Source organism: Mesorhizobium sp. M0208 (assembly GCF_040322015.1).
Taxonomy (GTDB): Bacteria; Pseudomonadota; Alphaproteobacteria; order Rhizobiales; family Rhizobiaceae; genus Mesorhizobium.
The window spans coordinates 127,656-141,014 of the sequence record NZ_JAMYSP010000008.1 but is presented as its reverse complement, the minus strand read 5'-3'; the positions used below and the strand labels follow the sequence as shown (position 1 = coordinate 141,014).

Here is a 13,359-nt window from a genome sequence, read left to right as displayed (position 1 = left end):
ATGCTGACACGCAAACAACACGAACTGCTTATGTTCATCCACGAAAGGTTGAAGGAAAGCGGTATCCCACCTTCCTTCGACGAGATGAAGGAAGCGCTCGACCTGGCTTCCAAATCCGGAATCCACCGACTGATTACGGCGCTGGAGGAGCGCGGCTTCATTCGCCGTTTGCCCAACCGGGCCCGTGCGCTGGAGGTGCTACGCCTGCCTGACTCGATCGCCCCCGGCCTCAATGCGGCACGCAAGTTCTCGCCGAGTGTCATCCAGGGCAGTCTTGGGCAAGGTGCCCCTCGGCAGGGCAAGCCGACATCGTCGCGCGTCCCTGCAGCCGGCAATGACGACGATGTCGTCGCCGCCGTTTCGATCCCGGTAATGGGCCGCATCGCCGCTGGCGTGCCGATCGATGCTATCCAGCACCAGACGCATTCGATTTCGGTGCCGCCGGATATGATCATGGGCGGCGAGCATTATGCGCTCGAGGTCAAAGGCGATTCGATGATCGAGGCTGGCATTTTCGACGGCGACACGGTGATCATCCGCAACGCCGATACGGCGAGCCCCGGTGAGATCGTGGTGGCCCTGGTCGACGAGGAGGAAGCAACGCTGAAGCGGTTCCGCCGCAAGGGCGCCTCGATCGCCCTGGAAGCCGCCAATCCGGCCTACGAGACGCGCATCTTCGGACCAGACAGGGTCAAGGTGCAGGGCAAGCTCGTTGGGCTGATCCGCCGCTACTGAGTTGCGCCCTTGGTGCCGGCTTTTGGATTGTCGGCCCTGCGGTATGGCGGCAGGCCGCGCGCCGCGCGTGAAAATTTCCGCTGCACGTGCCAGGGCCGGTATGATTTTTCGACGGCGAAGCGGATTTCGGCGCGTGTTGCCGCTTGTGGATCGAAATAGACGGCCGCACTTCCCGCGCGCGCCAGTTGCCGTTTGGTGACGACGAGGACCAGCCGGTCGTAGTAGCAGGGATTATGGGCGGTGGCGTCGTCGATGACGATCAAGCTGGCGAAGGCACAGGCTGGCCGTGCGGTATCGCGGTCCTTGGCTTGCGCAATGATCGCGCCGGATGGATGCCTGGCGAGGCAGAGACCGTCCGTGCAAATGAAGGGCATGCCCGGCGGCAGGTCGGCCGGATCGGCAATGTCGAATTGCGGATCGTTCTTTCCAGGTGTTTCCGGCGCGACGATAGCCTCTGATGTGAGCGCGCGTTTCCAGTTGTCGATGGTGAACTCATTCGGGCGTGCCCGGTTGACCGCGAGTTCACCGCTGCCGATCGGCAGCGCGACCAGCCGTGCGTCCTCCGAGATCAATACGTCGGGTACGCGCGTCTGCGTTGTTGTTAGCAAGCCGGCGAGCGCAAAAGGAATTGCCGCGAGCCGCAACCAGGTCGTCGCCATGCTGGCAATGACGAGGGCGATCGTCACCAAAAGGACAGATCTCAGCGAAATCAACCCCACCGCATCGATCGGCGAGCGCTCGGAGATCCACGCGGACAGGGCGATCATCGCCGTCAGCCCCTTGCCCATCACGTAGAGGAAAGGTCCATCCGCGCCGAACGGCATCGCCAGCGCGCTGAGGACGGCGAAGGGCATGACGACCAGTGAGACGACGGGCATGATGGCCAGATTGGCGAACAGGCTGAGCGGCGCCACGCGCTGGAAATGCCATATGGCGAAAAGCGCCGTGGCGCTCCCTGCAATGATTGAGGTCATCGCCAGGCCGCCCATGCCCAGCAGGACCTTTCGCGTGGCGAGGCGTAGCGGCGACCGCCGAGGCGGCGGCGTGGTGGCCCTGCCGGCGCGGTAGTCGGACCAGCCGGCATAGGCGCCGACAAGGGCCGCCGTCGCGGCGAAGGACATCTGGAAGCTCGGACCGACCACCTCGTGTGGCGACACCAGAATGACCGCGATGGCCGAGATCGCCAGGTTGCGCATGGTGAGCGCGGCCCGGTCGAACAGCACGGCGATAAGCATCACCGCCAGCATGATGAAGCTGCGTTCGGCCGCTACCACAATGCCGGAAAAGACGAGGTAGGCCGCAATCGAAAAAAGCGCGGCGGCCGCGGCATATTTCTTGACCGGCCGTCGCGATGAGAAGTCGGGAAACAGCGCAAAGGCGCCGCGTAGCAGCGCCATGATGGTGCCGGCGACCAACGCCATATGCAGCCCCGAGATGGAGATGATGTGGTAGATGCCTGTACGCCGCATCGCTTCGTTGATCTCCTCGGGAATGCCGGCGCGCACGCCAACGATCAGCGCAGCAGCAATCTCGCCCTCGGCGCCGCCGATGCGGCTGCGGATATGGTCGGCGATGGATTCGCGCGCGTCTTCGATCGCGGAAGAAAGCCGCGCGGCAAGCGGCATGCTGCCCGAAGCCACGACCTTCGGATTGCCGAGAAAGAAGCCGCTGCCGCCGATACCGGCGAAATAGCTGTCGAAGGAGAAATCATAGCTGTCGGGCCGCACCGGGCCGGTCGGCGGCAGCAACCGCACATAGCCGGTGATCTCGGAACCGGCGGCCAGCTCATCCGGTATCTTCATCGCCGAAACGCGGACCCGTTCCGGCATGTAGCGCAGCGTCGGCCTGGCGGTTGAGATCACATCGATTGTCAGCCGGATGCGGCCGCTAGCCATGGGTTCGTACGATACGACGCGACCCGTCAGCCGCGTCGAGATTTCAGAACCGAGCACATGCGTCCCGACACGCCAGGTCTCGAACTTGGCGGCAAGCACGCCAAGCACGCAGAACAACGCCACCATGAAGCACAGGCGGGCTCTGGGCCAAGAGCGCGAGACGACGGCACAAAGGGCCGCGAGGAGCACGAGTGCGATCGGCTGTGGAAAGGCCGGCTCCACCGCCATCGCGAAATACACGACCACCCCGCATGCGAGGAACACCGGCACCAGCAGGAAGGCGATGCCACGGTCGAGTTCCAGGCCGGCCGCCGAGGTTACGCTGTTGCGGATACGGGACGGTGACGAGAGGCGGAAACGCCTGGGCAGGCGTACGATGGGCTCGCCCGCGGGCACGAGAACCGTTGCTGGGTCGCTGGCCGGCAGCGACGGAGCATCGAAGCGCGGAGCGGGTAGCAATGCCGGTGCCGGCAGGACAGGCGGGGGAGCGGCAAACAGCAAGCGTTCGCTGACGCCGCTGCCAACGTCCTCGCCCTCGCCCGCACCACGGCCTCGCACAGCCATCGGGTCTGCCCCTTGCGCCCTCGACCTCCTATGCTACATGAACGCGCAACGCGCGAAAGTCCGCGCAACAACATTCGCTTCCTACGCCCGCCTGGGTCGCTTCCTTTATCTTCACCGCGCCTCGCGTTCGGCAGGGTAGCCCGCCGGGCTCTCGGCCCGACTTCATCGGCCGGTTTCAACCTGACGACAGCCCTCTTAGCTGACCTCCGTGACCGGCTCGCTGGCGTCTTAGTCGAGCAGCTTGGCTGGTCCGCCTTCATCGACTGCTACGACCGGCCGAAACCCTGTTCTAGCTTGACCCGCCCTATTTCGGCAGCGACGGCGACTACGCCAAGGAGCTTTTCGGCGGTGACCAGTTCGAGGCAATCGCGACCAGACTGTCTGTCAATCAACGACGTGCCGGAGATCCGCGCGGCCTTCCGGGCCAACAGCATCGAAGAGGTTCAACTGCTCTACAGCCTGGCTGGCGGCAAGGGGACAGCCGCGCGAGATTTGATTATAAGCGGCAGTCGATATTAGAGAGGGAGCGGATGACCGAAAAGGAAGAGACCGAGAAATCGGCACGATCTGGGTGGGTGGTATTCGGGTTTGCGGCAACCGCAGTTTATTTCACGGCATTGGGCTCGATCCTAGGCAATAGCGGGCCGGATAGCCTTTTGCCAATCAACAAGGCCAGCCTCGCGCTAAACACATTCGGCGATTTTGTCGCAGGGATCTGCGCTCCACTTGCCTTTCTTTGGTTGTTCGTGGCCACCATGGTCCAGTCACAAGAGCTTGCTCTGCAACGGCAGGAACTGCGGCTGACGAGGAGGGAGTTCGAACTCAATCGAGACATTTTAAAACAACAGGCAGAAGAGGCCCGCGCCCAAGCCGCATTCATAGGCAAACAGACACAACTCCTGGAAGGCGCCGAGGTAGATCGGTTGATCGATACGCACCAAGCCGCCTTTATTCGCCGGTATCGCAAAGTGGGTGGACGTACGATAATGGTTGGCGAAGCTGACGACGAGGACAGGCAGATGATCCAAATAGGGGTTCAATCTTCAGATCCCCTGAATTTCGTCGGGGCGGCCACAGATGTCCGGGTGATCGCCTCACAACTTCGCCGCGCCAAAAATAAATCTCCTGACAAAGTAGCTTATTTTTCTAAGCCACACTTTCAGCCACTCGGAGATGCGCTCAATGAAATTGCGGAGATGATGGACCGCTCATCGCCAACCATGAAAGCCAAGCTCAAGGAAGCCAACTTCGCTACCGCTGTGGCCGCTGCGGATTACCTTCTCGCCCAGTGCGTGGATTACCCCAAGAACTTAAAGTTAAATGATCGCCTCTAAACACTCTGGCAGCTATTCAGCGCACGCTAACTGAATCGCAGTTGGTTTGCCGGCTAGATGGTGCCTTTAGTCCTCGGGCGGGATATTCCACGTTTTTAATTCGGCTTGCAGGCTGCTAATCTCGTGCTTTCGTTCCGGTGGGGCCTGGAGACGCACAATCTCAAGTTTCCCTTGCCATCCATGCCGAATAGCCAACAGGAACCGTCGTCGATCCCCAGTTGCGGACTGCAATTCTTCCGCGAGGTTCGTCAAACGCATTCGGCATTTGTTCAATTGCATATCGAGGTCGCCAACCACCCCAGAAATTAGGTGCTGTCCGATAAGACAAGCACGGCGTCCGTGTTTTTTCATTTGGTTGGTCGTCGAGCGTAATTCCATCAAGAGCACTCCCAAGGACGTCTGCACTTTCTCTTGAGGCGTCTCTGGAAATTCTTCATGCAGGCTATTGAAGTGCAGCGCGGAGATGTGCCCGGCGATCTTCTGGTCAGAGAACGAAACTGGCTCCCAGCTGTGTGCAAATTCGTTCCTAATCCGCCGAAGCCTCTCCAGATCGTCGTACTGGGGCTTTGTCACCAATCCCAGAGAGTAGGCCATTTTGATTCGTGCTGACAGCGTTCCAAGAGGGGCGTTGAACCCTTCAAGGAGTGTCGATGCTGGCGCGCCCTCAATTAGAAATGCCGCTATAAGATCGCCGAGCGCTTCTTCTGCGAAAGCTGCGAGCGCGAGAACCAATCCACGCTCGTCAAGCGTGCCCATGATTTGATTAAGGCGATTGAGGTCCCCAAAGACCTCATCTTCTTTCGCTTTCTCTTCAGCTTTGTCGTTCATCTGGCCTTTGAAATCCTGGTTTTCCGCCTTTCGCTGACACGCGCCGCCTCGCGCATAGTCGGCGCGAGGCTGCTATCGTGCGGTGAAGCTGGCGGCGGTCTGACGGTACGCCAAAACGGAGCTCAAACACCGAAAATTCCCGCCTTTGACGATAATGAGCTAACTCCGATCTGCTGCCAAGTGAAGTTGCCCGGAGGTGCCAAACGATTGCGCGCTACACGGCAGGACGGGAACCGATGCGGCAAACAGCAAGCGTTCGCTGACGCCGCTGCCAGCGTCCTCGCCCTCGCCCGCACCACGGCCTCGCACAGCCATCGGGTCTGCCCCTTGCGCCCTCGACCTCCTATGCTACATGAACGCGCAACGCGCGAAAGTCCGCAAACCCACTTCCTTCGCCCGCCTGAGAGTTCCATGCCCGATAAGGTCGTCACCCGTTTTGCCCCCTCGCCCACCGGCTATCTGCACATTGGCGGCGCGCGCACGGCGCTGTTCAACTGGCTGTACGCCAAGCATACGGGCGGCACGATGCTGCTGCGTATAGAGGATACCGACCGTGAGCGGTCGACGGATGCGGCGACGGCAGCCATTCTCGACGGACTTTCCTGGCTCGGACTCACCTGGGACGGCGCGCCTGTCTCGCAGTTCGAGCGCGCGCCGCGCCATCGCGAGGTGGCCGAGGAGCTGGTGCGCGTGGGCAAGGCCTATTACTGCTACGCGACGCCGGCGGAGCTGGAGGCGATGCGCGAGGCAGCGCGAGCCAAGGGGCTTCCGCCCCGCTATGATGGACGCTGGCGCGACCGCGACCCGTCGGAGGCGCCGCCCGGCGCCAAGGGGGCGATCCGCATCAAGGCGTCGACAGACGGCGAGACGGTGGTGCATGACCGCGTCCAGGGCGACGTGCGCTTTCCCAACAAGGATCTCGACGATTTCATTATTCTGCGCTCGGATGGCAATCCCACCTACATGCATGCCGTCGTCGTCGACGATCACGACATGGGCATCACCCACATCATCCGCGGCGACGATCATTTGACCAACGCGGCACGCCAGACCGTAATCTATCAGGCCATGGGCTGGGAGGTGCCGTCGATGTCGCATATCCCGCTGATCCACGGTGCCGACGGCGCCAAGCTGTCGAAGCGGCACGGTGCGCTTGGCGTCGAAGCCTATCGCGCTATGGGCTACCTGCCGGAGGCGCTGCTCAACTATCTGGCGAGGCTTGGCTGGAGCCACGGCGACGATGAGATCATGTCGATCGCCGACATGATTGCATGGTTCGACATTGGCGACGTCAACAAGGGCGCCGCCCGTTTCGACTTCGCCAAGCTCGAGGCGCTTAACGGCGTGCATATGCGCCGGATGAACGACGCGGCGCTGCTCGACATCTTCATCGCCACTCTGCCCTATCTTGAAGGCGGCCCGGCAATCGCCGCGCGCCTCGACGACAGACGCAGGGCGCAACTGCTTGCCGCTTTGCCGGGCCTGAAGGAGCGCGCCAAGACGCTGGTCGAACTTGTTGAAGGGGCTGCATTCCTTTTCGTCGAGCGGCCGCTGCCGGTCGACGAGAAGGCGGCGGCGCTGCTCAGCGGTGAGGCGCGCGCGATCCTGCGGGGCGCTCATGCGGCACTAGCCACGGTTTCGGAGTGGTCTGCCGCCTCAGCCGAAGCCGCGATCCGCGACTATGCGCAGGCCGCCGGCCATAAACTCGGCGCCGTGGCCCAACCTTTGCGCGCCGCGGTCACCGGCAAAAGTACCTCGCCAGGTGTCTTTGATGTGCTTGCCGTGCTTGGCCGCGAGGAAAGCCTGGCGCGGATCGCTGATCAAATCGATTAGCAAACTGGCCTAAGAAGATTGGCATTGAAAGGTGTGTTTCGCAGTGCAACATTGGGTCTTGGCCTAATCTGCCGCGCAGATTCAATTGCGGGCGCAAATGTGCGTATTCCGATGCTTTTGACGTGTTGGGTTCAGATATTTTGCCTTTGCCGGCCTGAGGAAACAAAAAGGAGTTTGCTATGACCGAACCTGCGACAAAAATGGAATTTGGCGGCAAAACCCAGGCATCGACGGCCAAGCTGGAACTCGGCGGCAAAACCCATGAATTCAAGATACGAAGTGGTTCGGTAGGACCTGACGTCATCGACATCGGTTCGCTCTACAACACCGCCGGCATCTTTACCTACGATCCCGGCTTTACGTCGACGGCGAGCTGCGAATCGGAAATCACCTTCATCGATGGCGATGCCGGCATTCTTTTGCACCGCGGCTACCCGATCGACCAACTGGCCGAGCACGGCGACTTCCTCGAAGTCTGCTATCTCTTGCTCTATGGTGAACTGCCGACCAAGGCGCAGAAGGACGATTTCGACTACCGGGTGACGCGCCACACCATGGTGCATGAGCAGATGTCGCGCTTTTTCACCGGCTTCCGCCGTGATGCGCATCCGATGGCGGTGATGTGCGGCGTGGTCGGCGCACTGTCGGCCTTCTATCACGATTCCACCGACATCTCGGATCCTTATCAACGCATGGTCGCCTCAATGCGGCTGATCGCCAAGATGCCGACAATCGCGGCGATGGCGTACAAATACCACATCGGCCAGCCGTTCATCTATCCGAAGAACGAGCTGAATTTCGCAGCCAACTTCCTGCATATGTGCTTCGCCGTGCCTTGCGAGGAATACAAGATCAATCCGGTGCTGGCGCGTGCGATGGAGCGCATCTTCATCCTGCACGCCGATCACGAACAGAACGCCTCGACTTCGACCGTCCGCCTGGCCGGCTCGTCGGGCGCCAATCCCTTTGCCTGTATCGCTGCCGGCATCGCCTGCCTGTGGGGTCCTGCACATGGCGGCGCCAACGAGGCAGCCCTGAACATGCTGGGCGAGATCGGCCATGTCGATCACATCCCGGAATTCATTGCGCGCGCCAAGGATAAGAACGATCCGTTCCGATTGATGGGCTTTGGCCACCGCGTTTACAAGAACTACGATCCGCGCGCCAAGATTATGCAGAAAACCGCGCACGAAGTCCTGGGCGAGCTCGGCATCAAGGACGATCCGCTGCTCGACATCGCCATGGAGCTGGAAAAGATCGCACTGACCGATTCCTATTTCATCGAGAAGAAGCTCTACCCCAACGTCGATTTTTATTCCGGCATCACCCTTAAGGCGCTGGGCTTCCCCACCACCATGTTCACCGTACTGTTCGCGGTCGCCCGCACCGTCGGCTGGATCGCGCAGTGGAAGGAGATGATCGAGGATCCGCACCAGAAGATCGGTCGCCCGCGCCAGCTCTATACCGGCGCGCCGGAACGGGATTACGTGCCGATCGCGAAGCGGTGAAGGTAGCGAGTAGCGAGTAGCGAGTAGTAGCTGAAGCAGCTTGGCCGTTACCGCCAGCACCATTTCCTACTCGCTATTCACCATTCACCACTTCCTCACCATCCCCGTCACCACCCCCGCAGCAATCTCGCCTGACGGCGTGGCGGTTGCCATACGCCCGGCAATGTCGGCAAAACCGTGCTTCTGCCAGGTGCGGTAGGCGGTATCGGAGAACAGCGCTTCCAGTTGCCGCGCCAGATAATGCGGCCGCACATATTGATTGTAGTGTTCCGGCACAATCGGCCGGTCGGCAATGAGATTGGGCAAGGCTGCGCTCCATACTTTGATCAGCGGCTGCGCCATGCGCATGACCGGATCGAGCCGGTAGCAGGAGATCATCGGCACACCTGCCAGTGCAAGTTCCAGCGATACCGTCCCCGACGCGATCAGCGCCGCATCCGCCTTGCCGAAGGCCTGCCATTTGCGTTCGGCATCAAGGATGATCTCCGGCTTCTCGTCCCAGCTCGCAACCGAGGTCCTGACCAGATCGGCGACGTGCGGGACCGTCGGCAACAGCAGGCGCAAGCGGTGCCCGCGCGCCCGCAGGATCGACACCGTCTCGCCGAACGGCCCGACCAGGCGTCGCACCTCGCCGCGACGCGAACCGGGCAATACAAGCAACGTTTTGACGTGATCTGCGGACAGGTCACGTGGCTGCGCCTGCGCCCTGGCGGCACCGACTATGCCCGGATCGTGTGCAAGGCGATGCCCGACATAGGTCCCGGGCGGCCCGCCCAGGCGAGCGAGTTCCTTCACCTCGAACGGCAGGATGCAAAGAATGTGATCGACATACGGTTTCATCGCCGCCGCCCTGCCCGGCCGCCAAGCCCACACGCTCGGGCAGACATAGTGAACGATCGGGATAGTCGGATCGGCGGCACGCACCTTTTTGGCGACGCGCAGCGAGAAATCCGGACTGTCGATGGTGATAAGTCAATCGGGCTTATCACCGGCAAGCGCGTTTGCCGTCTGGCCGATCCGCCGCATCAGGCGCGGCAGGTCGCGCAGGATAGCGCTAAGCCCCATCAGCGCGATCTCGCTGCCGTCGAACAATGGCGCCAGGCCGAGTGCCTGCAAATGGCGGCCGCCGATGCCGACAAGCCGAACGTCGCGCCCGGTCATGCGTTTTAACGCCTGCACAAGATCGGCACCAAGCAGGTCGCCGGACTCCTCGCCGGCGACGACGGCTATCTTCAACGGCCGCTCATTCGCCATGCGCCGGCTCCGCAGCAGGCAGCCCGATCACGAACAGGCCGAGCGCATTGGCACGCCCGATGGTGGCGGGACCTTCGAGCACCAGCGAGCGGCCGGCTTCTACGGCAATGCCCGCCAGTCCGGCGGCATGCGCCGCCTCGACGGTCAGCGGGCCAATGGAGGGCAGATCGGCACGCAGTTCCTGACCGGGCTTGGCGCATTTGACCAGGACACCGCGCGTCCGGCCAGCCAGCCTGCCGTGCCCGCGCAATTCCCTTGTCCGCTCGAGCAGCCCGTCAGTCCCTTCGACGCCTTCCAGCGCAATGGCGCGGCCGCCGACCGCAACAGCCGCTTGGCCGATATCCAGCGCGCCGATGGCTTTTGCCGCCGCGTGCGCTGCCTCGATGTCGCGCCAGTCGGCTTTGCGTGGCGCCGCCTTGGTCAGCAGGCCTTCGGCTGCGACCAGCTCCGGCACGATCTCGTGAGCGCCGACGACTTTGATGCCGCTGCGCTCGATCCTGCGCACGAACAATTTCAGCACCGTATCGTCTCCCCGGGTTACACCGACGAAGAGGCTGGGCAGCCAGGCGAGCAGGCCCAAATTGAGGCGCATGGCGCTCAGCCTGGGGCGGCGCGTGATATGACCCGCGGTCACCAGATGCGTAACGTGATGCCGCTTGAGGATCGGCACCAGCGAGCCGACGTCTTCCAGCCTCAAGACCACCTGCTCATATGGCTCGAAATCGGCTATGCGATCGACCTCGCCCGCCGCCATCACGATGAAGGGCAATTTGCCTTGCCGGGCGAGCGCTCGGGCAATTTCGACCGGGAGGCTGCCGCCGCCGGCGATGATGCCGACCTTGGCATCTGGCGCGAGATCAAGGCCCTTTCCGGCAGCCTCAATCTTCGTCATCTGCTCTCAGTCTTCATCATCGGTATCGTCGCCGTCGCCACCCTTGAGCGACGGCACGGCATAGTGCCGCTTGCCGCGACCGGCGATGAAATCGACAATCTTCATGGCAGTCGGCGACGAGGCGAACTCCGCCTTGGCGAATTCGATGTTTTCGCCGACGGTCCGGGAGCGATCGAAGATCGTCTTATAGGCTTTGCGCAGCAAATGGATCTCCGAACGTGGCAGGCCGGCGCGCTTCAGCCCAATGATGTTGAGGCCGCGAAGGCTGGCACGGTTGCCAACGGCGATGGCGTAGGGAATGACGTCGCCGACGATCGCCGAGCAGCCGCCGAGAAACGCGTTATCGCCGATGCGGACAAACTGATGAACCGCGGTCAGGCCGCCGATGTAGACATTGTCACCGACTTCGCAATGCCCGCCTAACGTCGCTTGATTGGCGAAGGTGGCGTTCTTGCCGACCACGCAGTCATGGGCAATGTGGGCATAGGCAAGGAAATTGCCGTTGTCGCCGATCGTCGTCTCGCCGCGGCTGGAATCGGTGCCGACATGCATGGTGACGCCTTCGCGGATCGTGCAGTTCTCGCCGATCACCAGCGTGGTACGGCCGCCCTTGTGCTTGGTGTTCTGCGGTGGTCCGCCCAGTATCGCCATCGGATAAACCTTGGTCGATGCACCGATGGTGGTCGCGCCAATCACCGAGACATGGCTGACCAGCTCGACGCGGTCGCCGATCACGGCATCGGGGCCGACGTGACAGAAGGGCCCGATGCGGGCGCCTTCGCCGATTTGGGCGCCTGCCTCGATGACCGACGATGGATGGATGACTGTCTGGATTTTCATTAGCATTCGTTTGTCAGCCGCTTGCGACCATCATCGCCGAGATCTCGGCTTCCGCCGCCTTGGCGCCATCGACGAGGGCCTCGCAAGCGAATTTGAGAAGATTGCCGCGTTTCTTGATTTTCTTCACATGAATTTTCAACTGGTCGCCTGGAACGACCGGCTTGCGGAACTTGGCATTGTCGATGGTCAGGAAATAAACCAGCGACGGCTTTTCCGTACCAAGGCTGCGGATGCAGATGGCGCCGGCCGTCTGCGCCATCGCCTCGATGATCAGCACGCCGGGCATGACCGGCTGGTCAGGGAAATGACCTTGGAAATGCGGCTCGTTTATGGTGACGTTCTTGATGCCGATTGCGGATTCGTCGCCATCTATGTCGACGATACGGTCGATCATCAAGAACGGATAGCGGTGCGGCAGGAGCTTCATCAGCCGCATTATGTCAACCGCTTCGAGCGTCGCCGCTGCGATGTCAGCCATTTCCCCCCTCACCCTGTCTGCGCGTCCGTGCAAGTCTGCGCAAGGCCGCTATCTCGCGCATGGCTTCCGCCATCGGCTGCGCCGGATATCCTCCCCAAATCTCACCGGCAGGCACATTGCTCATAAACCCGCTTCTTGCCGCAAGCTTGGCGCCGGACCCGATGGTCAAATGATCCGCAAGGCCGACGCCGCCACCCATGGTGACGTTGTCGCCTATCGTCACTGAACCGGAAATACCCGAAAGCCCGGCTATTATGCAATTGCGGCCGATGCGAACGTTGTGCGCGATCTGCACCAGATTGTCGATCTTGGTGCCCTGGCCGATGATCGTGTCGGACATGGCGCCGCGATCGACGGTCGTATTCGACCCGATCTCGACGTCGTCCTGGATGATGACGCGGCCGATCTGCGGAACCCGCTCAGGACCCTTTGCGCCGGCCACAAAGCCGAAGCCATCCTGGCCGATCCTGGCGCCGCCATGAATGATAACGCGATTGCCGATCAATGCATATTGCACGCTGGCACCTGGACCGACATAGCCGTCGCGGCCAATCTGCGAGGAAGGACCGATAACCGCATGAGGGGCAATGACGGTTCCGCTGCCGATGGCAGCGCGCGGTCCGATGACCGCGCCCGCTTCGATGATCGCACCGGGCTCGACATGGGCGGTCGCATCGATATGGGCGTGCGGCGAGATACCGGTTTCGCCGGTCATCGGTCCAGGCGTCGCAGCCGCCGGGAAAAGCAGGCGCCCGACCATTGCGAAAGCCTGCTGCGGGCGCGGATGCACCAGAACCGCGATGCCCGCTGGCGCCTTGGCGGCAAATTCGGCAGGGCAGAGAACCGCTGCCGCCCGCAGTGACTGCATCAGGGCGAAATTGCGCCTGCCATCGACGAAGACAAGGGCGTTCTCGCCGCCTTCGTTGGCGGGAGCCAGAACGTCGATCGAAACATCGGAGAGAGCGGAATCGACAAGCATCGAGCCGGTCAGATTCGCGACTTCGCCGGCCGTATACCGGCGTGAGGGCGCGAAGAACACCGGATCGGTCATTCCAGAAGCAATATCCAGCTAGCGCATGACCCCGAAATCGGAAATCGATCCTCGGAAAGGATCATGCGCAAAATCAAATTGCTACAACGTTCTTTGAGCGTCCGATAGGACGCACTGCGCTGTAGTGTCGGATCACTGACATCCGGA

10 protein-coding genes and 1 pseudogene are annotated in these 13,359 nt (G+C 61.7%); 4 read left to right on the top strand and 7 right to left on the bottom strand.

From position 1 onward, the window contains the following. A complete protein-coding gene (gene lexA / locus NKJ17_RS11185; RefSeq protein WP_023674949.1) occupies window positions 1-735 on the top strand; it encodes a transcriptional repressor LexA in 735 nt (244 codons plus the stop codon). Here the strand turns inward: lexA and NKJ17_RS11180 are convergent. After that, window positions 729-3,194 (bottom strand): ComEC/Rec2 family competence protein, encoded by a 2,466-nt coding sequence (locus NKJ17_RS11180; protein ID WP_352688330.1) that lies wholly within the window; start codon window positions 3,192-3,194, stop codon window positions 729-731. The genes lexA and NKJ17_RS11180 overlap by 7 nt on opposite strands. A 530-nt stretch (window positions 3,195-3,724) precedes the next feature. Between NKJ17_RS11180 and NKJ17_RS11175 the strand changes: the two genes are divergently transcribed. Further along, complete coding sequence (locus tag NKJ17_RS11175; RefSeq protein ID WP_352688328.1) at window positions 3,725-4,528, top strand: hypothetical protein; 804 nt, start codon at window positions 3,725-3,727, stop codon at window positions 4,526-4,528. A 66-nt stretch (window positions 4,529-4,594) separates the two neighbouring features. On the opposite strand, the gene NKJ17_RS11170 is transcribed toward NKJ17_RS11175, so the two are convergent. After that, the gene (locus NKJ17_RS11170; RefSeq protein WP_352688326.1) at window positions 4,595-5,356 is read right to left on the bottom strand and encodes an MltR family transcriptional regulator; all 762 of its coding nucleotides are present in this window, start codon (window positions 5,354-5,356) and stop codon (window positions 4,595-4,597) included. Between the two features lie 411 nt (window positions 5,357-5,767). Between NKJ17_RS11170 and gltX the strand changes: the two genes are divergently transcribed. Both gltX and gltA read left to right on the top strand, forming a co-directional pair. Then, on the top strand, window positions 5,768-7,189 hold the full coding sequence (gltX, locus tag NKJ17_RS11165) for a glutamate--tRNA ligase (RefSeq protein ID WP_352688324.1): 1,422 nt from the start codon (window positions 5,768-5,770) through the stop codon (window positions 7,187-7,189). A gap of 179 nt (window positions 7,190-7,368) precedes the next feature. Further along, complete coding sequence (gene gltA, locus NKJ17_RS11160) at window positions 7,369-8,697, top strand: citrate synthase (RefSeq protein WP_352688322.1); 1,329 nt, start codon at window positions 7,369-7,371, stop codon at window positions 8,695-8,697. Between the two features lie 84 nt (window positions 8,698-8,781). On the opposite strand, the pseudogene lpxB reads toward gltA, so the two are convergent. From lpxB to lpxD, 5 genes and pseudogenes are all read right to left on the bottom strand, one after another. Further along, window positions 8,782-9,951, bottom strand: a pseudogene (gene lpxB / locus NKJ17_RS11155) (lipid-A-disaccharide synthase). Beyond that, window positions 9,941-10,843: an LpxI family protein gene (locus NKJ17_RS11150; RefSeq protein WP_502896085.1), complete on the bottom strand. Its 903-nt coding sequence runs from the start codon at window positions 10,841-10,843 to the stop codon at window positions 9,941-9,943. Before NKJ17_RS11150 ends, lpxB begins: the two are co-directional and overlap by 11 nt. A gap of 6 nt (window positions 10,844-10,849) precedes the next feature. Then, window positions 10,850-11,683, bottom strand: coding sequence for an acyl-ACP--UDP-N-acetylglucosamine O-acyltransferase (gene lpxA, locus NKJ17_RS11145; protein WP_352478915.1), 834 nt, complete (start codon window positions 11,681-11,683; stop codon window positions 10,850-10,852). Between the two features lie 13 nt (window positions 11,684-11,696). Then, window positions 11,697-12,161 (bottom strand): 3-hydroxyacyl-ACP dehydratase FabZ, encoded by a 465-nt coding sequence (fabZ, locus tag NKJ17_RS11140; RefSeq protein WP_023674942.1) that lies wholly within the window; start codon window positions 12,159-12,161, stop codon window positions 11,697-11,699. Then, window positions 12,154-13,212, bottom strand: a complete 1,059-nt coding sequence (gene lpxD, locus NKJ17_RS11135; RefSeq protein ID WP_352688320.1) for a UDP-3-O-(3-hydroxymyristoyl)glucosamine N-acyltransferase — start codon at window positions 13,210-13,212, stop codon at window positions 12,154-12,156. Before lpxD ends, fabZ begins: the two co-directional genes overlap by 8 nt. Window positions 13,213-13,359: the final 147 nt, after the last annotated feature.

Excerpts from the sequence above, each read along its gene's own strand:
- lexA (WP_023674949.1), top strand. The coding sequence starts at position 1 with ATGCTGACACGCAAACAACACGAACTGCTTATGTTCATCCACGAAAGG.
- NKJ17_RS11180 (WP_352688330.1), bottom strand. The coding sequence starts at position 3,194 with ATGGCTGTGCGAGGCCGTGGTGCGGGCGAGGGCGAGGACGTTGGCAGC.
- NKJ17_RS11175 (WP_352688328.1), top strand. The coding sequence starts at position 3,725 with ATGACCGAAAAGGAAGAGACCGAGAAATCGGCACGATCTGGGTGGGTG.
- NKJ17_RS11170 (WP_352688326.1), bottom strand. The coding sequence starts at position 5,356 with ATGAACGACAAAGCTGAAGAGAAAGCGAAAGAAGATGAGGTCTTTGGG.
- gltX (WP_352688324.1), top strand. The coding sequence starts at position 5,768 with ATGCCCGATAAGGTCGTCACCCGTTTTGCCCCCTCGCCCACCGGCTAT.
- gltA (WP_352688322.1), top strand. The coding sequence starts at position 7,369 with ATGACCGAACCTGCGACAAAAATGGAATTTGGCGGCAAAACCCAGGCA.
- NKJ17_RS11150 (WP_502896085.1), bottom strand. The coding sequence starts at position 10,843 with ATGACGAAGATTGAGGCTGCCGGAAAGGGCCTTGATCTCGCGCCAGAT.
- lpxA (WP_352478915.1), bottom strand. The coding sequence starts at position 11,683 with ATGAAAATCCAGACAGTCATCCATCCATCGTCGGTCATCGAGGCAGGC.
- fabZ (WP_023674942.1), bottom strand. The coding sequence starts at position 12,161 with ATGGCTGACATCGCAGCGGCGACGCTCGAAGCGGTTGACATAATGCGG.
- lpxD (WP_352688320.1), bottom strand. The coding sequence starts at position 13,212 with ATGACCGATCCGGTGTTCTTCGCGCCCTCACGCCGGTATACGGCCGGC.